The sequence below is a fragment of the Bradyrhizobium sp. 215_C5_N1_1 genome (assembly GCF_052075935.1).
Lineage (GTDB): Bacteria > Pseudomonadota > Alphaproteobacteria > Rhizobiales > Xanthobacteraceae > Bradyrhizobium > Bradyrhizobium barranii.
On the sequence record NZ_CP197228.1, the window covers coordinates 1,215,035 to 1,232,278 of the forward strand.

At 64.1% G+C, this 17,244-nt stretch carries 15 protein-coding genes; 4 read left to right on the top strand and 11 right to left on the bottom strand.

Annotated elements, in window-relative coordinates:
- Positions 1 to 3: 3 nt before the first annotated feature.
- The 3 genes from AB7G19_RS05670 to AB7G19_RS05680 form a co-directional block, all read right to left on the bottom strand.
- Entirely contained in the window at positions 4 to 1,323 is a 1,320-nt protein-coding gene (locus AB7G19_RS05670; protein ID WP_071916741.1) for a TRAP transporter large permease, read from the bottom strand.
- Between the two features lie 2 nt (positions 1,324 to 1,325).
- On the bottom strand, positions 1,326 to 1,835 hold the full coding sequence (locus AB7G19_RS05675) for a TRAP transporter small permease (protein ID WP_014498282.1): 510 nt from the start codon (positions 1,833 to 1,835) through the stop codon (positions 1,326 to 1,328).
- A gap of 233 nt (positions 1,836 to 2,068) precedes the next feature.
- Complete coding sequence (locus AB7G19_RS05680; protein WP_135214680.1) at positions 2,069 to 3,085, bottom strand: TRAP transporter substrate-binding protein; 1,017 nt, start codon at positions 3,083 to 3,085, stop codon at positions 2,069 to 2,071.
- 260 nt (positions 3,086 to 3,345) lie between these two features.
- Here AB7G19_RS05680 and pobA point away from each other — a divergent pair, with 260 nt between their 5' ends.
- Both pobA and AB7G19_RS05690 read left to right on the top strand, forming a co-directional pair.
- Positions 3,346 to 4,515, top strand: coding sequence for a 4-hydroxybenzoate 3-monooxygenase (gene pobA, locus AB7G19_RS05685; protein ID WP_085403552.1), 1,170 nt, complete (start codon positions 3,346 to 3,348; stop codon positions 4,513 to 4,515).
- Between the two features lie 316 nt (positions 4,516 to 4,831).
- Positions 4,832 to 5,251 (top strand): PaaI family thioesterase, encoded by a 420-nt coding sequence (locus AB7G19_RS05690; RefSeq protein WP_085403553.1) that lies wholly within the window; start codon positions 4,832 to 4,834, stop codon positions 5,249 to 5,251.
- 146 nt (positions 5,252 to 5,397) lie between these two features.
- Here the strand turns inward: AB7G19_RS05690 and AB7G19_RS05695 are convergent, their stop codons facing one another.
- On the bottom strand, positions 5,398 to 6,282 hold the full coding sequence (locus AB7G19_RS05695; protein ID WP_085403554.1) for a LysR family transcriptional regulator: 885 nt from the start codon (positions 6,280 to 6,282) through the stop codon (positions 5,398 to 5,400).
- Between the two features lie 121 nt (positions 6,283 to 6,403).
- Here AB7G19_RS05695 and AB7G19_RS05700 point away from each other — a divergent pair, with 121 nt between their 5' ends.
- Positions 6,404 to 7,039, top strand: coding sequence for a pyridoxamine 5'-phosphate oxidase family protein (locus AB7G19_RS05700; RefSeq protein ID WP_085403555.1), 636 nt, complete (start codon positions 6,404 to 6,406; stop codon positions 7,037 to 7,039).
- A gap of 216 nt (positions 7,040 to 7,255) precedes the next feature.
- Here AB7G19_RS05700 and AB7G19_RS05705 read toward each other — a convergent pair whose 3' ends face one another.
- Genes AB7G19_RS05705 through AB7G19_RS05715 form a run of 3 tightly spaced genes read right to left on the bottom strand, consistent with a single transcriptional unit; the run spans position 7,256 to position 10,799 of the window.
- The gene (locus AB7G19_RS05705) at positions 7,256 to 7,987 is read right to left on the bottom strand and encodes an ABC transporter ATP-binding protein (RefSeq protein ID WP_063980934.1); all 732 of its coding nucleotides are present in this window, start codon (positions 7,985 to 7,987) and stop codon (positions 7,256 to 7,258) included.
- A complete protein-coding gene (locus AB7G19_RS05710; protein ID WP_441267741.1) occupies positions 7,984 to 9,753 on the bottom strand; it encodes a branched-chain amino acid ABC transporter ATP-binding protein/permease in 1,770 nt (589 codons plus the stop codon). Before AB7G19_RS05710 ends, AB7G19_RS05705 begins: the two co-directional genes overlap by 4 nt.
- A 5-nt stretch (positions 9,754 to 9,758) precedes the next feature.
- On the bottom strand, positions 9,759 to 10,799 hold the full coding sequence (locus AB7G19_RS05715; RefSeq protein WP_085403557.1) for a branched-chain amino acid ABC transporter permease: 1,041 nt from the start codon (positions 10,797 to 10,799) through the stop codon (positions 9,759 to 9,761).
- 177 nt (positions 10,800 to 10,976) lie between these two features.
- On the opposite strand from AB7G19_RS05715, the gene AB7G19_RS05720 reads away from it, so the two are divergent.
- Positions 10,977 to 11,498 carry a MarR family winged helix-turn-helix transcriptional regulator gene (locus tag AB7G19_RS05720; RefSeq protein WP_071916733.1) on the top strand — a complete coding sequence of 174 codons (522 nt, stop codon included), beginning with the start codon at positions 10,977 to 10,979 and terminating at the stop codon, positions 11,496 to 11,498.
- A 196-nt stretch (positions 11,499 to 11,694) separates the two neighbouring features.
- Here the strand turns inward: AB7G19_RS05720 and AB7G19_RS05725 are convergent, their stop codons facing one another.
- The 4 genes from AB7G19_RS05725 to AB7G19_RS05740 all read right to left on the bottom strand — a co-directional run bounded on the left by AB7G19_RS05725 (position 11,695) and on the right by AB7G19_RS05740 (position 17,230).
- Positions 11,695 to 12,978, bottom strand: coding sequence for a glycerate kinase type-2 family protein (locus tag AB7G19_RS05725; protein ID WP_135214681.1), 1,284 nt, complete (start codon positions 12,976 to 12,978; stop codon positions 11,695 to 11,697).
- 183 nt (positions 12,979 to 13,161) lie between these two features.
- On the bottom strand, positions 13,162 to 14,391 hold the full coding sequence (locus AB7G19_RS05730; RefSeq protein WP_085403559.1) for an ABC transporter substrate-binding protein: 1,230 nt from the start codon (positions 14,389 to 14,391) through the stop codon (positions 13,162 to 13,164).
- Between the two features lie 240 nt (positions 14,392 to 14,631).
- The gene (locus AB7G19_RS05735; RefSeq protein ID WP_085403582.1) at positions 14,632 to 15,858 is read right to left on the bottom strand and encodes an ABC transporter substrate-binding protein; all 1,227 of its coding nucleotides are present in this window, start codon (positions 15,856 to 15,858) and stop codon (positions 14,632 to 14,634) included.
- Positions 15,859 to 16,000: 142 nt separating this feature from the next.
- Positions 16,001 to 17,230: an ABC transporter substrate-binding protein gene (locus tag AB7G19_RS05740; protein ID WP_071916729.1), complete on the bottom strand. Its 1,230-nt coding sequence runs from the start codon at positions 17,228 to 17,230 to the stop codon at positions 16,001 to 16,003.
- Between the last annotated feature and the right edge of the window lie 14 nt (positions 17,231 to 17,244).

A 17,244-nucleotide genomic window follows, 5' to 3' on the forward strand; every position in this document is an offset into this window, starting at 1 on the left:
TCGTCAGTGCGCCATCATCCGTGTCGGCAGCCAGGTCGCGAGCAGCGGGAACGCGATCAAAATCACCAGCCGCACCAGATCCGTCGCCACGAACGGGATCACGCCCTTGAAGATCGTGGAGAAGGAAACGTCCTTCACCACGCTCTTGATGACAAAGACGTTCATCCCGACCGGCGGATGGATCAGGCCGAGCTCGACGGTCATCACGATGATGACGCCGAACCAGATCGGATCAAATCCGAGATGCGTGATGACGGGAAAGATGATCGGCACGGTGAGGATGATCATCGCCATGGCGTCCATCAGGCAGCCGAGCACGAGATACATCACCATGATCAGCGCCAGCACGCCGTAGGGGCCGAGACCGAGACCGGTGAGGAATTCGGTGACCTTCTGCGGCGTCTGCGTCACCGTGAGGAAATAGCCGAAGATCAACGCGCCGATCAGCACGGTGAACACGGCGGCCGCGGTGCGCGTCGCCTGCAGCAGCGAGGCCAGGATCTTCTCGCGGTCGAGCCGCCCCGTGACCACGCCGATGATGAAGGCGCCCGCGGCGCCGACGCCGCCGGCTTCGGTCGGCGTGAAGCGCGGCAGGAACGGCAGGCCGTAGAGGCCGCCGATCACGAACACGAACAGCAAGACCGGCGCCCAGATGTCCTTCAGGCCCGCAAAGCGCTCGCGCCACGGCAGCACCTTGCCCTTGGGCAGGAAGTCCGGGCGGAAATGACCGATCAGGAAGATCGTGATCATGTACATGGTCATCGCCAGGAGGCCCGGAATGATGCCGGCGATGAAGAGCTTTCCGATGTCCTGCTCGGTGATGATGCCGTAGACCGCGAGCACGGTGGACGGCGGCAGCATCGCGCCCAGCGTGCCGCCGGCGGCGATCACGCCGGTGGCGAACGATTGCGGATAGCCGAAGCGGCGCATCTCGGGATAGGCGACCGCGGAGAAGGTCGCGGCGGTCGCGACGGAGGAGCCGCAGATCGCGGCAAAGCCGCCGCAGGCGCCGACGGTGGCGATGCCGAGCCCGCCGCGCAGATGCCCGACGAAACCGTTGGCGGCGCGGAACAGCTCGCGGCTCATGCCGGAATTGCTGACGAAGGAGCCCATCAGCAGGAACATCGGGATGACGCCGAACGTGTAGTCGGTGACCGTACGCATCGAGGTCTGGCCGACCAGTTTCAGCGCCGCAGTGCCGTTGACGAGATAGGCGAAGCCGGTCACGCCGACGAGGCCCATGGCCATGCCGACGGGCACGCGCAGCAGCATCAGGACGAACAGGGAAACGAAGCCGATTAAGGCGACGGCATCGGTGCTCATGATTACTCCGTCGCCTTCAATTTGGGATCGTGCATGTCTTCGGGATGGAAGATCAGGCGGTAGGTGCGGATCGCGATCAGCAGCACGGCCGCGGCATCACCGATCCACGCGACCGCGAAGAACGGCCAGGTCGGCATGTGCATGTCGAAGGTCTGGACATTGTCGTTGTAGGTGCCGCGCACCTTGTCGAACAGCGTCCAGGTCTGCACGGTGACGACGAACAGCAGCACCAGCGTTGCGAACACGTCGATCCAGCGCTGATAGCGCGGCCCAACATTGCCCCAGACAAGGTCGACCGTGATGTGGGTGCCGCGATAGGACGTCGCCGCGATGCCCCAGAAGATGAGAATGCCGAGCAGCATGCGGCCGATATCGAACGAATCGGGGATCGAGTAATTCAGTGTGTTGCGCAGCAGCACCGACAGGAAGATGTCGAGCGCGACGATGCCGACGAAGCCGGCCGCGATCCATTCGATCGTGTCGATGATGCGGTCCATCCAGGAGCGCTTCATGGGAGGTGTCACGTCGTGTGCTGTCATTGTTTGATCTCGGTCTCGCCGCGCACTTCACCTCGCCCCGCTTGCGGGGAGAGGTCGAATTCGAGCGTCGCTCGAATTCGGGTGAGGGGGACTCTCCGCGAATCGAGCTGTCACCGTCTCTGCGGAAGCAGCCCCTCACCCCAACCCTGTCCCCGTAAGAACGGGGAGGGGGGAAGAAGAGAGCCGGCCGCGGCCGCAGCTTGGCGTCACTCCGCCAGCGCGTTGTACTTCTTCAGCGACGCCTTGAGCTCGCTAAGCGCCGCGTCGGGATCGGCGCCGGCCTTCTTGGCGCCTTCTCCCCAGGTCTTGACCAAGGGATCGGCGGCCTTCTTCCAGGCGGCGGTCTGTTCCGGCGTCAGCTTGTAGACCTCGTGGCCGGCTTCCGCCTTCACCTTGTCGACGCCGGCGTCCTCGAACTTGCCCCAGTGCTCGCCGACCACGCCGGCCATCTCGGTCGAGCAGTTCTTGTCGACCGCGGCCTTCTGCTTGTCGGACATCGCGTTGTACTTGTCCTTGTTGATCACGAACACGAAGGTCGTGGTGTAGAGCGGCGCCTCCATGTCGTACTTGGTCACCTTGTCGATGCCGAACAGCACCAGCGAGCCCCAGGGGAAGGTGACGCCGTCGGCAACGCCGCGCTCGATGATGTCGCGGACCTCAGGTGCGGAGGACTGCACATTGGTGCCGCCGAGTGAGGTGACGAAATTCGCCATGGTGGCGTGCGCGGGACGGATCTTCAGGCCCTTCACGTCCTCCGGCATCACGATCTTCTTCGTCTTGGAATGGAACGACGAAGGCGAGTGGACGAAGGCGAGGCAGTATTTGACGTCCTTCATCTCCTTCTCGGCATATTTGCGATACCAGGCATCCAGGCCCATCGAGCCGCCCTTGGCGTCCGAGATCAGGAACGGCAATTCGCCGGCGCCGACGATCGGGAAGCGGCCGGGCTGATAGCCGGGATTGACGTAGGTGACGTCGGCGATGCCGTCGCGCGCCATGTCGTAATGGTCGAATGCCTTGCCGAGTTGCTGGGCGGGAAACACCTTGCCCGTGATGGTGCCGCCGGAATCCTTATTCACCGCGGCCACCCAGTCTTCCAGGGACTTCTGCAGCGGATGCGAGGCCGGCACCCAGTGCGAAACCTTCAGGTCGAAGGTCTTGTCCTGCGCGAACGCGGGGCTCACGCTTGCTGCCAGCAGCAACGCCAGACAGGCTTTCCTCATCGGTCGTCTCTCCCTGTTTCGACGGCGGGCTTCGATGGCCCGGTCTCATTAATTAACATGTTATCTAATTTGCCGGCGCGTTCAAGCCGGAACTGGCGCGGCGTGCCGCCGCGTCATCTACGTCAGCCATGTTGCATGGATTTGTCGCTGCTCGGGCGCACTCCCCTTTTGCCCAACGATTATATGATATAATTATCTTGCGCGGACCGACGCGACAAGCGAGCCGCGGCGAAAACCTACAGGATCGGGAGGAGCAAGTATTGCGGACAAAAGTCGCAATCATCGGGGCCGGGCCGGCCGGATTGTTGCTTGGGCAACTGCTGCACCAATACGGCATCGACAATGTGATTCTGGAGCGGCAGAGCCCGGACTACGTGCTGGGCCGCATCCGTGCCGGCCTCCTCGAGGAGGGAACCGTCGCGCTGCTCGACCAGATCGGCGCCAGCGCGCGGGCGCATGCCGAAGGCCTGGTGCATGAAGGCATCGAGCTCGCCTTTTCCGGCCGCCGTCACCGCATCGACATGAAGGCCGCGACCGGCAAGACGGTCATGATCTATGGCCAGACCGAGGTCACGCTCGACCTGATGAATGCGCGCAAGGCCGCGGGTCTCACCTCGGTCTACGAGGCCAAGGACGTGCAGCCGCATGATTTCGACGGCAGTCGGCCGCGCGTCACCTATGTCAAGGACGGGGTCACCCACACGATCGATTGCGACTTCATCGCCGGCTGCGATGGCTTTCACGGCGTCAGCCGCGCCAGCGTCCCGGCCACGGCGATTGAGGAGTTCGAGCGGATCTATCCGTTCGGCTGGCTCGGCATCCTCTCGGAGACGCCCCCTGTCAGCCACGAGCTGATCTATTCCAACCACGCCCGCGGCTTTGCGCTCTGCACCATGCGCTCGACCAAGCGCAGCCGCTACTACGTGCAGTGCGCGCTCGACGACCATGTCGACCAATGGCCGGACGACCGCTTCTGGGACGAATTGAAGCGCCGGCTCGACCAGGAGGCGGCCGACAGTCTGGTCACGGGCCCCTCGATCGAGAAGAGCATTGCGCCGCTGCGCAGCTTCGTCGCCGAGCCGATGCGGTTCGGCAAGATGTTCCTGTGCGGCGACGCCGCCCACATCGTGCCGCCGACCGGTGCGAAGGGGCTGAACTTAGCTGCCAGCGATGCGCATTATCTGTCGAACGCACTGCGCGAATTCTACGACGAGAAATCCAACGCCGGCATCGACGCCTATTCCGCCACGGCGCTGGCGCGGGTCTGGAAAGCGGTGCGCTTCTCCTGGTGGATGACCTCGATGCTGCACAAATTCCCCGACACCGGCACCATCGGCGGGCGCATCCAGCTCGCCGAGCTCGACTACGTCACGCAGTCGCAGGCCGCGGTGACGTCGCTGTCGGAGAACTATGTGGGGCTGCCGTTTTAGGAGGGTGCCGTAGGGTGGGCAAAACGCAGCGTGCCCACCAGCTTTTGCGTTTGCTATGAGATGGTGGGCACGGCGCGATGCGCCTTTGCCCACCCTACGGCATCGCGTGTTTTCTCCACATCGTCATTGCGAGCGAAGCGAAGCAATCCAGACTGTTTCCGCGGAGAAAGTCTGGATTGCTTCGTCGCTTCGCTCCTCGCAATGACGGGAGTGCCCATTTCAAACACCCGCGCAAATTCCGTTTAAAACTTTGTAGGTGATGCGTCCGTCACGTCCATCGCGTTCAATGGCGCCAGCCAGCAACGCGAGACACGCTATGACCGACACCGACATCCCCGACGGCTTCGAGCCGCTTTCCCGCAAGAGTCCGCTCACCGAGCCGTGGGAGCCGCTCTACGCGAAGAAAACCGACAAGGCCGTGATCATCGGCCTGCGTCTCGCCAGGCCGCACACCAACGGCCGCGGCCTGATCCATGGCGGCCTCATCGCCGCACTCGCGGACAACGCCATGGGCTATAGCTGCGCGCAGATGACGAACTGGACCATCTCGTTCGTCACGATCTCGCTCACGGTCGATTTCGTCGGCTCCGCCGAGATCGGTCAGTGGCTCGCGATCGAGAGCGACGTGATCCGGACCGGCAAGACGATCTGTTTCGCGCAATGTCTGGTGAAGGCGGACGACACCGTGATCGCGCGCGCCAGCGGGACATTTCGGGTGGTTCCGAAGAAGGGGTAAGGCCCTCGTGCCCCGGACGCGGTGCGGCGCGAAGTGCCGCTCCGCAGAGCCGGGGCCCATCCATCCGCGGCCCTTGCTCTGGCCTTCTGGGGCCCGGCTCTGCGCAGCAACGCTACGCGTTGCAGCGCGTCCGGGACACGAGACCATCACCCAAACCGCCACTCCGCCGTCTCCACCACGAGATCGACGAACGCCCGCACCTTGGCCGACAGCAAACGCGAGGTCGGATAGACGATGTGGATCGGCAGCGCCGGCTGCTCGTATTTCGCCAGCACGATTTTTAGCCGCCCGCGCTTCAACCCCTCCGCGGCCTGATAGGCCAGCACCCGCGTGATGCCCCCGCCGGCTTCTGCATATTGCAGGGCGGCGTCGGCGCTGTTGCTGGTAAAACGTGGCGTCGGCGTCCACTCGATATCGCGGCCGTCCTGCACGAAGTGCCAATTGGCGTAGGGGCCGAACGCGATGGTCTGGTGCGCGAGCAATTCCTGGGGCGTCTTCGGCTCGCCGTGGCGCTTCAGGTAGCCCGGCGTCGCCACCGTGATCCGCCGCATCTCGCCGACCTGGCGTGCGACCAGCGAAGAATCGGCGAGATGGCCGATCCGCACCGCGGCATCGACTGCGTCCTCGACGAGATTGACGAGGTTGTCCGAGAGCCTGAGCTCGGCCGTGACCTCCGGATAGCGCTTGAGATAATCGGTCATGACCGGCGAGACATGCAGCCGCCCGAAGCCGAGGGGCGCCGACACCACCAGACGGCCGCTCGGCCGGTTGCGCTCCTCGCGCGCGGAGCCGTCGGCCTCCTCGACATCGGCGAGGATGCGCCGCGCGCGCTCCAGATAGCGCGTGCCGACATCGGTCAATCTCACCTGCCGGGTGGTGCGCTGCAGCAGCCGCGCGCCGAGATGCTCCTCCAGCGCCGCGATCAGCCGCGTCACGGCCGACGGCGACAGCTGCAGCTTGCGCGCCGCCGGCGCAAAGCCGCGCAGATCGGCGACGGTGACGAAGACGTGCATGGCTTCGAGGCGGTCCATGGTATTATTGCATATATCGCAATGATTAAGTGTCAAGTGGCCAGATTGTTTTGCCCGCCGGAAGGTCCATCTTAGACAGCGAAAGACGCAGGGATGCGCCGGGATTTCAGGAGATGTTCCGATGACGGCAACTCACACCTACGCCAGCGACGTCGCGTTCACGCCGGCGGTGAAATCGATCCAGACCCGAAAGGGATCACGCGAAGGCTATGCTCATGCCGAGCAGCGCGGATGGCGCACCGAGGTCGATGAGAACCTCGCGGCGTTCCTGGCTGACGCCAGCAGCTTCTATTTCGCCACCGCCTCGGCCGATGGCCAGCCCTACATCCAGCACCGCGGCGGCCCGAAGGGGTTTCTGAAGGTGCTGGACAAGCAGACGCTGGCTTTCACGGACTACGCCGGCAACCGGCAATACATCACGCAGGGAAACCTGTCCGAGAATCCCAAGGCCTATATCTTCGTGATGGACTACGCCCATCGCCGCCGCGTCAAGATCTGGGGCGAGGCGCGCGTCGTCGAGGACGACGAGGCGCTGACGACGTCGCTGATGCCCAAGGGCTACCGCGCGCGCCCGGAGCAGGTGATCCTGTTCAAGATCGCAGCGTGGGACACCAACTGCCCGCAGCACATTCCGCAGAAGTTCGATGCGCCGGATGTCGCGGCAGCGCTGGCGGCGAGGGATGCGAGGATCGCGGAGCTGGAAGCGGAGGTCGCGGCGTTGAAGGGAAAAGCGAGTCTGCCTTCAAGCGAAAGCTAGTCCGGCTCGCACGGTGTACCCTCTCCCCTTGCGGGAGAGGGTGGCTCGTCGCGTAGCGACGAGACGGGTGAGGGGTTTCTCTCCGCCTGCGATGGTCCCACGTCGCAATTGGCGGAGAGAGCCCCTCATCAGGCGCGATAGCCGCCGATGCGAAGCATCGGCGTTCTTAAGAACGGCGGCCGAAGGCCGCGAAGGGAAGCGGACCTAGCCAAGAAATCAGATCACACTCGCGCCTTCGTGCTGGAAGCCGAGATAGCTGGCCGCGACGCGCTCGTTCGCCGCGACATCGCTCGCCTTGCCGCTGAGCACAAACTCGCCGAGCTCCATCACATAGGCCTGGTCCGCGATCTTCAGCGCGGCTTGTGCGTTCTGCTCGACCAGAAGCACGGAGACGCCGCTGGCGCGCAGCTCAGTGACGATGCGGAAGATGTCGGCGACGATGATCGGGGCGAGGCCGAGGCTCGGCTCGTCCAGCATCAAGAGCTTCGGCTCGCCCATCAGTGCGCGGCCCATCGCGAGCATCTGCTGCTCGCCGCCGGAGAGGGTGCCCGCGAGCTGCTTGCGCCGCTCCTTCAGCCGCGGAAACAGCGTGTAGACGCGCTCCATCGAGGTTTTCGCCTTGCTGCGCTCGATGCGGAAGGCCCCGAGCTCGAGATTGTCCTCGACATTCATGGTCACGAACAATTCGCGGTGCTCGGGGACGAGGCCGAGCCCCATCGCGACGCGGTCCTCGATGTCGAGCCGTGACAGATCCTGCCCTGCGAAGGCGACGCGGCCTTTCAGCGGCAGAATGCCCATGATGGCGGAGAGCAGCGTGGTCTTGCCGGCGCCATTGGCCCCGACGATGGTGACGATCTGGTTGGCGCCGACCTCGAGCGAGACCGAACGCACGGCCTCGACCTTGCCATAGGCGACATGTGCGTCGGCGACGGACAACAGCGCGCTCATGCCGCCACTCCGAGATAGGCCTTGATCACTTCGGGATTGGTCTTGATCGTGGCGGGCGTGCCTTCCGCGATCTTGGTGCCGAAATCGAGCACCACGATGCGGTCGGCGAGGTTCATCACGAAGCCCATGTCGTGCTCGACAAGAAGCACGCTCATGCCGCCGTCGCGCAATTCGCGCAGCAGCGCGGCAAGGCGCTGCTTCTCCATGTGGCGCAGGCCGGCGGCCGGCTCGTCGAGCAGCAGCAGCATCGGATCGACGCACAGCGCACGCGCGATCTCGACGATGCGCTGCTGGCCGAGCGAGAGCGAGCCTGCGAGCTGATGCATCTGCTCGGCGAGGCCCACGCGCTCGATCTGGCGGGCGGCCTCCGCGAGCAGCCTCGCTTCATCGGCGCGGTCGAGCCGCAGCATCGAGGAGATCGGTCCCGAATGGCCGCGCAGATGCGCGCCGATCGCGACATTCTCCAGCACGGTCATGTCAGGGACGAGCTTCACATGCTGGAAGGTGCGGGAGATGCCGAGCTTGACGATCTCCTGCGGAGGCGCCCTGTCGACCTTCTTGCCGAGCACCGAGATCGAGCCCGATGTTGCCGACAGAACGCCGGTGATCAGGTTGAATGTCGTGCTCTTGCCGGCGCCGTTCGGTCCGATCAACGCGACGATCTCGCGGGCCTGCACGTCGAAGGAGACGTTGTTGACCGCGATCACGCCACCGAACTGCTTTCGCGCCTTCTCGACCTGGAGCAGGACCCCGGACTGGCCGGCCGCGCGGGTGCGCTGCTCCAGTTTCAGCGAGGTGTCCGGCTTCTTGCCGCGGGTTCGCTCGGGCAGGAACGACATCAGCCAGGGCCAGACGCCGCCGGGCGCAAGCTGGAGCAGCGCCACCAGCATGATGCCGAACACGATGGTCTCGACCTGTCCGGAGCCGGGCAGGATCAGCGGCAAATAGCTTTGCAGCACCTCCTTCAGGACCACGACGATGGCCGCGCCCAGCACGCCGCCCCAGACATAGCCGGCGCCGCCGACCACCGCGATGAAGAGATATTCGATACCGGCCTGTGCGCCGAACGGCGTCGGGTTCACCGCGCGCTGGAGATGCGCGTAGAGCCAGCCGGAGAGGCCGGCGAGCACCGCGGCATGGATGAACACCAGCAGCTTTGCGCGCGGCGTGTGCACGCCGAACGCTTCGGCCGCGACGTGTCCGCGCCGCAGCGCGCGGATGGCGCGGCCGGTGCGGGAATCCAGCAGGTTCATCGTGAGCAGGGCCGAGAGGATCACGGCAACCCAGATCGCGTAATAGATCGAGCCGGGCGAGAGCATCTTGAACGAGCCGATCGACAGGGGCGGGATCGCCGAGATGCCGTCGTTTCTTCCCAAGAATTCCAGCTTGCTGAAGAGATAGAACAGGCCCAGCCCCCAGGCGAGCGTGCCGAGGGGCAGATAGTGCCCGGAGAGACGGACGGTCACCAGCCCGAGCAGCACCGCCAACGATCCGCTGACCAGCAGCGACAGCGGCAAGGTCAGCCACGGCGACAGGCCATTGGCCGTCGACAGCACCGCGGTGGTGTAGGCGCCGAAGCCGACGAAAGCCGCCTGGCCAAACGAGGTCAGGCCGCCGACGCCGGTGAGCAGCACGAGGCCCATCGCGACGAGGGCGGCAAGGCCGATATTGTCGAGCAGCACGATCCAGAACGGCGGCATGCCCGGGAGATGCGGGATCGCCGCCATGAGAAGCGCGAAGACGAGGATGGGAAGCCGGCTCTGCATGCGCGTCAGTCCTTCTCTTCCTCGACCGCGGGCGCGGCGAGCGAGCGCAGCAGCAGCACGGGGATCAGCAGCATGAAGACGATCACTTCCTTGTAGTTGGAGGCGTAGAAGGACGAGAACGCCTCGACGATGCCGACGACCAGCGCCGCGACGGCGGTGAGCGGATAGCTGACGAGGCCGCCGATGATCGCGGCAACGAAGCCCTTCAGGCCGATCAGGAACCCGGAGTCGTAATAGAGCGTCGTGATCGGCACGATCATGATGCCCGACAGCGCGCCGATGACGGACGCCAGCAGGAAGGCGATCTGGCCGGACAGCGTGGTGCGGATGCCGGCAAGGCGGGCGCCGAGCCGGTTCACGGCGGTCGCGCGCAGCGCCTTGCCGTAGAGCGTCAGCCCGAAAAACAGCCAGAGCCCGACGATGAAGGCGATGGTGATGCCGTAGACGGTGATGCTCTGGCCGGTGAAGCGCAGTGCACCGGCGGTGAAGGAGCCTGATAGCACGGCAGGTCCGCGCTGGCCTTCGGCGCCGAAGAACAGCAGGCCGAGGCCCTGCAGCGCCAGGTGGACGCCCACCGATGCGATCAGCAGCACCAGCACGGAGGTGTGCGCCAGCGGCTGGAACGCGATGCGGTAGAGGTAGAGGCCGATCATCGCCACGATCACCAGCGACAGCGCGATGCAGACCGCCACCGGCGGCTTCTGGGCGGCGAAGTAGATGGTCAGCGCCAGCACGATGGCCGGCAGCACGACGTTGGTGACGAGGCTGCGCACGATCAGGCGGCCGTGCAGCGCCTTGCGCGCCACGAACAGGTCGAACACGAAGGCGCCGATGCCCAGCGCCAGCGCGAGCTTTGCCGTGCCCGGCATCTGGCCCGCGGCCAGCGAGGCATAGGTCAGCGCGCCGTAGGTGACGAATTCGCCCTGGGGAATGAGGATGACGCGCGTGACGGCGAACACCAGCACCAGCGCCAGGCCGAGCAGCGCATAGATCGCGCCATTGGTGATGCCGTCCTGTACCAGGAACAGCATGATGGTGGTATTCAAGACCGGACGCTCCCCCTCAAAGATCGGGACCGGGCTCCGCAATTGCGGTGGACGGTCCGCTCACAGCCATTGAAACGCTGACGATATTTGATATGGTCCATAACAATTATCAAATATAACTTCAAGGGTGGGGCGGACGACCCGCCCCGAATTTAGCGGGATCACGAGCACGAGGCGATGACCGTTTCCAAAACCGCTGAAAAGTCTTCTGAAAAGCCCGGCGACGCGGCCAAGGGCCGCAAGGACGCGGCCGAGGCCCAGCCTGAAGCCCTCCAGCTTGGCGAGCTCTCCGAACAGCTCGGCTACGTGCTGAAGCGGGCGCAGCTCAAGGTGTTCGAGAACTTTTTGCGCTGCATGGCCTCGCTCCAGCTCACGCCCGCGCAGTTCTCCGTGCTGCTGCTGGTCGAGAAGAATCCGGGCCGTAACCAGACCGAGATCGCCTCGACGCTGGGCATCCTGCGCCCGAACTTCGTGGCGATGCTCGACAATCTGGAGAGCCGCGACCTCTGCGCGCGGATCCGCTCCACCAACGACCGCCGCTCGCACATCCTGGTGCTGACCGACAAGGGCAAGGCCGTGCTGACCCGGGCGAAAAAGCTCGTCGCCACCAAGCACGAGTCCCGGCTGAACGAGCTGCTCGGGCAGGCCAACCGCGAAGCCCTGATCGGGATGCTCTCGAAGATCGCGAACGAGTTTTGAGGCCCGGCTGTCATCGCCCGGCTTGACCGGGCGATCCAGTACTCCGAGACGTTTGTGATCGAACCGATAGGCCGCGGCGTACTGGATTCCCCGCCTGCCGCCTACGCTAAAGCTTCGGCGCCCCTGGACCTCAACCCCGGCGAAGCCTTGGCGTAGCCGGGTCGCGGGGAATGACAGTGAGACCTGGGCAGGCGCCTCAATCCACCAAGATCACCCTGATATCGTTCACGTTCGTCAGTGTCGGTCCCGGCATCAGCAAATCGCCGGTTGCCTCGAAGAACGTCGTCGCGTCGTTGTTGTCCAGGTACGCCTGCGGCTGAAGCGCCAGCGCCTTCATCTTGGCGAACGTCGCAGCATCAATCAGCGCGCCCGCGGGATCGGTGGGATGGCCGGCGCCGCCATCGGCGCCGTCGGTGTCGCCGGCGAGAGCGGAAACATCAGGCGTGTCCTTCAACAGGCCGGTGAGCGCCAGCGCGTATTCCTGGTTGGGGCCGCCGCGCCCATTGCCGCGCACGGTAACGGTGAGTTCGCCGCCGGAGAGGATCGCGAGGCGCTTGCCTTGCGCGCGCGCCTGAAGCGCGAGCCTGGCGTGATCGGCTGCGACCTCGCGCGCCTCGCCTTCGAGATCGGCGCCGAGATCGATGGTCTCGTAGCCAGCTTCCTTGGCGAGCTTCACCGCGGCGTCGAGCGATTGCTTGGGCCGCGCGATCAGCTCGAAATGCGCGCGGGCAAAGGCGGTATCGTCAGGCTTAGCGCTTTCGTTGGCGGGATCGTCGAGCGCGCGGCGGACGGCGTCGTCGATGACGAGCTTGTACTTCGCGACGATCGCGCGCGCATCCGCCAGCGTGGTCGGATCGGGCACGGTGGGGCCGGAGGCAATGGCGGACGGATCGTCGTGCGGCACGTCGGAAATCGCGAGCGTCACGATCTCGGCGGCATTCTTGCCGGCGCGCGCCAGCCGGCCGCCCTTGATCCGCGACAAATGTTTCCGGACCGTGTTCATCTCGCCGATCGGCGCGCCCGAGCGGAGCAGCGCCTTGTTGACCGCCTGCTTCTGCGCGAAGCTGATGCCGTCCACCGGCGCGATCCAGTTCGCCGAGCCGCCGCCGGTGAGCAGCACCAGCAGCAGATCGTCGGGCCCGGCCTCGCTCGCGAGCGCGAGCGTATCGGCGGCGCCCTTCAGGCCGGCTTCATCGGGAACGGGATGGCCGGCCTCGACCACGCGGATGCGGCGGGTCGGCACGCCGTAGCCATGGCGCGTGGTGGCGATGCCGACGAGGCGCTCCGGCGCGAGCTTGAGCGTGTCGAGATAATGCCGCTCGGCTGCCGCGGCCATCGCACCCGCGCCCTTGCCGGCGGCGAGGCAGATCACACGCCCTTTCGGCGCGGGCCGCAGATGCGGCGCCAGAATCGTGCTGGGATGGGCGGCGGCAACGGCGGCGTCGTAGAGCGCGCGGAGCAGGGGACGTCGGTCGGTCATGGCGAAGGCCTTCAGCGAACTGAAATGATGGCGACAAAATCGCCGGCTCCCTGCCTACCGCATCAGGCGCCAAAGCGTAAGCGGGCTTTACCATCATTCGATTGTGCAATCGCGTGATCATAATCCGCGCGCAAGCAAAAGCCCCCTGCGATGGCCGCGCAGGGGGCTCTCTGTCGTTTGGGGTTAGCCGCCGACGTCGGCGCTGATCACGTCTCCGAACAGCTCCCACTTCTCGCCCTTGAACTTCTCGAGTTGAAGCTGGCTGATCGGCGCGAAATCGGTCGGCGAGGTGTTGACCTTCACGCCCGGCAGCAGCGCCTCGGTGCGGAAGTCCTTCAGGTTCGCCGCCTGCTTCATGATGTTCTCGCGCGTGAGATTGTCACCGCACTGCTTCAAGACCTGGACCAGTGTCTGCGCCACGGCATAGCCGACGATCGTGCCCTTATCGAGCTTGTCGCCCTCGGGGAAGTATTTGGTCATGAACGCCAGAAACTCCTTCATGCCGGGATCGTTGTTCCACGCGGGATCCGACACGTCCTTGAGATAGTCGGCCGAGATGATGTCCTGGCCGTTCTCGAAGCCGGCCGGCTTCATCACGCTGCCGACGGAGGCCGAGACGTTGTTGAGGAAGTGCAGCGGCTTCCAGCCGATCTCGGAATTCTTCTTGATCGCTTGCGCGGCGAATTTCGGCGTCGTGATGTTCATGAAGACGTCGGCGCCGGTCGACTTCAGCTTGACGATGTGGTTGTCGATGGTCGGCTCGGAGGTCTCGTAGCTCTCTTCGATGATGATCATCGAGGCGGCTTTCGAGCCGAGGCCATCCTTCAGGCCCTTGAGATAGTCCTTGCCGTAATCGTCGTTCTGGAACAGCACGGCGATCTTGGCGTCCGGCTTGTTCTTCAGCAGCCACTTCGCATAGATCTGCGTCTCGCTCTGGTAATTGGGCTGCCAGCCCATCGTCCAGGGGAAGTTCTGCGGATCGTTCCACTTGGTGGCGCCGGTCGCGACGAACAGCTGCGGCACCTTCTTCGAGTTCATGTATTTGTGGATCGCCGAGTTCGGCGGCGTGCCGAGCGAGTTGAAGATGAACAGCACCTCGTCGCTCTCGACCAGCTTGCGAGCCTGCTCCACCGTCTTCGGCGGCGAGTAGGCGTCGTCATAGGAGATGTAATTGATCTTGCGGCCGTTGATGCCGCCCTCGTCGTTGATCTTCTTGAAGTAGGCGGCTTCGGTCCGCCCGATGATGCCGTAGGCGGAGGCCGGTCCGCTGTAGGGCATGATGTTGCCGATCTTGATTTCGGTGTCGGTCGCGCCGGTATCGTATTTCTTCTGGGCCGATGCAGTGGAGGCCGAGGCCGCAATGAGCGCAAGCGCCAGTGACGCGGCCGCAAGTTTGCCGGTGACAGCGGGCATTCCTATCTCCCTATTTTCTTGGTGTGTGTGCGTCCCTTTTCTTGGCTTGATGATTTTTGGCGGCGCGGAGGCAATTCAATACGATTTACCGGGAGCCTTCAACAGAAAGCCCCCGCGGCTGTGTCGCAGGGGCTGCTCCTTTAGTAGTCAAGGACCGGCGCGCGCTCGTGTGCGACTGCGAGACGGCGCCGCTGTCTTGAGTTGATTAACCAGTCGGAGGCGATTTTGAGTTGCGCGGCTTCAGTGGCCGAGCTCGCTCGAGATGATGTCGCCGAACAGCTCCCATTTCCTGCCCTTGAACCGCATCATCTGGAGCTGCTCGATCGGGGCGAAATTATCGGCGGAGGTGTTGATCTTGATGCCGGGCAGCAGCGTGTCGGGCTCGAAATCCTTCAAGGAAGCGGCCTGCTTCATGACGTTCTCATGGGTGAGCTCGTCGCCGCACATCTGCAGCACCTTCACCATGGTCTGGGCCGCGGCATAGCCGAACACCACGCCGGCATCGAGCTTGTTGGCCTTGGGGTCGTACTGCGCGAGGAAGCTATAGAACTTCTTCATGCCGTCATCGGCATTCCATTGCGGGTCGGAGCCGTCCTTGGTGTAGCTCGCCGACAGGATGCCTTGCGAGATCTCCATGCCCGCGGGCTCGAGCACGCCGCCGACCGACGCCGAGACGTTGGAGATGATGTGGACCGGATGCCAGTTGATCTCGGCCGCCTTCTTGATCGCCTGCGCGGCGAATTTCGGCGTGGTGATGCTGAGGAAGACGTCGGCGCCCGAGGCCTTCAGCTTCACGACGTGCTCGTCGATCGCAGGCTCCGACGTGTCGTAGCCGTCTTCGAGCACGATCATCGACGCCTTGGCCCCTAAGCCGTCCTTCAGCCCTCTCAGATAGTCCTTGCCGAAATCGTCGTTCTGGTAGAGCACGCCGATCTTCGCGTCCGGCTTCTCCTTCATGATGTATTTGGCGTAGATGCGCGCCTCGCTGGCGTAGCTCGGCTGCCAGCCCATGGTCCACGGATATTGCTTCGGATCGTTCCACTTGGAGGCGCCGCTCGCCACGAACAGCTGCGGCACCTTCTTCTCGTTCATGTATTTGCGGATGGCGCCGTTGGTGGAGGTGCCGAGCGAGCCGAAGATCAGCAGCACGCCGTCGCTCTCGACCAGCCTGCGCGCCTGCTCCACCGTCTTCGGCGGCGAATAGCCGTCGTCGTAGGAGATGAACTTGATCTTGCGGCCGTTGATGCCACCCTCGGCATTGATCTTGTTGAAATAGGCTTCCTCGGCCTTGCCGATCGCGGCATAGGCGGAGGCCGGCCCGCTATAGGGCATGATGTTGCCGATCTTGATCTCGGTATCGGAAGCGCCGCTGTCGTATTTCTTTTGCGCCAGTGCCGGGCTGCTCACCGCAGTGCACAACGCGAGCGCGGCCGAAACGGCCGCAACCTGAAATCGAACGACAGTCATCTTTCTCCACCCGGAATGGATCGGCGCCGCATTGAACAAGATTGACGCCTGACGTCAACAAAAAGCCCCCGCGGTCGCCCGCGGGGGCTTTGTCAGATTTGACTAGACTTGAACTGACCAGACTTGGACTATTGCGTCAGCGTCACTCGGAGGCGACGTCGCCGCTGATGATCTCGCCGAACAGTTCCCACTTCTCGCCCTTGAAGCGCTGCATCTGGAGCTGCGAAATCGGGGCGAAGTCGGTGGCGCTGGTGTTGATCTTGACGCCGGGCAGCAGCGTGTCCGGTGCAAAATCCTTCAAGGAAGCGGCCTGCTTCATCAGGTTGGCGCGGGTGAGGTCGTCACCGCACATCTCCAGCGTCTTGACCAGGGTCGACGCCGCGCCGTAGCCGTAGACCATGCCGGTGTCGGTCTTGTCGGCGCCGGGCATGTACTTGTCGACGAACTCGTTCCACTTCTTCATGCCGGGATCGTTGTTCCACTGCGGGTCGGTGGAATCCTTGGCATAGGCCGCCGACAGCACGTCCTGCGAGGCCTCGAAGCCGGCCGGCTTCATCACGCTGCCGACCGAGATCGACACGTTGGTGAGGATCTGGAGCGGCTTCCAGCTGAGCTCGGCGGTCTTCTTGATGGTCTGGGCCGCGAACTTCGGCGTCGCGTAGATCAGCAGCACGTCGGGATTGGCGGCCTTGATCTTGACGATGTGGCCGTCGATCGACGGCTCGGAGATCTCGTAGCTCTCTTCCATGATGATCATGGACGCGCCCTTGGCGCCGAGACCGTCCTTGGTGCCCTTGAGGTAGTCTTTGCCGAAATCGTCGTTCTGGTAGAGGATCGCGACCTTGGCGTTCGGCTTTTCCTTCATCAGCCATTTCGCGTAGATCTGCGCTTCGCTCTGGTAGGAGGGCTGCCAGCCGATGGTCCAGGGGAAGTTCTTCGCGTCGTTCCACTTGGTGGCGCCGGTGGCGACGAACAGCTGCGGGATCTTCTTGGCGTTCAGGTACTTCTGGATCGCCGTGTTCGAGGGCGTGCCGAGCGGATTGTACACGGCCAGCACTTCGTCGCTCTCGACCAGCTTGCGGACCTGCTCGACGGCCTTCGGCGGCGAATAGGCGTCGTCATAGGTGACGAAGTTGATCTTGCGGCCGTTGATGCCGCCTTTGTCGTTGATCATCTTGAAATAGGCTTCTTCGGTCTTGCCGATGATGCCATAGGCCGACGCCGGACCGCTGTACGGCATGATGTTGCCGATCTTGATCTCGGTATCGGACGCGCCGGTGTCGTATTTCTTCTGGGCAAGTGCTGCGCCGGAGGTGAGGGTCGCGACCGCCGTTACGAGTGCGGTGGTTCGCAGTATTCTTCCGAAAAGCAATTGGGTCTCCTTGG

Coding starts and splice junctions, on each gene's coding strand:
- AB7G19_RS05670 (WP_071916741.1), bottom strand. CDS start 1,323: ATGAGCACCGATGCCGTCGCCTTAATCGGCTTCGTTTCCCTGTTCGTC.
- AB7G19_RS05675 (WP_014498282.1), bottom strand. CDS start 1,835: ATGAAGCGCTCCTGGATGGACCGCATCATCGACACGATCGAATGGATC.
- AB7G19_RS05680 (WP_135214680.1), bottom strand. CDS start 3,085: ATGAGGAAAGCCTGTCTGGCGTTGCTGCTGGCAGCAAGCGTGAGCCCC.
- AB7G19_RS05690 (WP_085403553.1), top strand. CDS start 4,832: ATGACCGACACCGACATCCCCGACGGCTTCGAGCCGCTTTCCCGCAAG.
- AB7G19_RS05695 (WP_085403554.1), bottom strand. CDS start 6,282: ATGGACCGCCTCGAAGCCATGCACGTCTTCGTCACCGTCGCCGATCTG.
- AB7G19_RS05700 (WP_085403555.1), top strand. CDS start 6,404: ATGACGGCAACTCACACCTACGCCAGCGACGTCGCGTTCACGCCGGCG.
- AB7G19_RS05705 (WP_063980934.1), bottom strand. CDS start 7,987: ATGAGCGCGCTGTTGTCCGTCGCCGACGCACATGTCGCCTATGGCAAG.
- AB7G19_RS05710 (WP_441267741.1), bottom strand. CDS start 9,753: ATGCAGAGCCGGCTTCCCATCCTCGTCTTCGCGCTTCTCATGGCGGCG.
- AB7G19_RS05720 (WP_071916733.1), top strand. CDS start 10,977: ATGACCGTTTCCAAAACCGCTGAAAAGTCTTCTGAAAAGCCCGGCGAC.
- AB7G19_RS05725 (WP_135214681.1), bottom strand. CDS start 12,978: ATGACCGACCGACGTCCCCTGCTCCGCGCGCTCTACGACGCCGCCGTT.
- AB7G19_RS05730 (WP_085403559.1), bottom strand. CDS start 14,391: ATGCCCGCTGTCACCGGCAAACTTGCGGCCGCGTCACTGGCGCTTGCG.
- AB7G19_RS05735 (WP_085403582.1), bottom strand. CDS start 15,858: ATGACTGTCGTTCGATTTCAGGTTGCGGCCGTTTCGGCCGCGCTCGCG.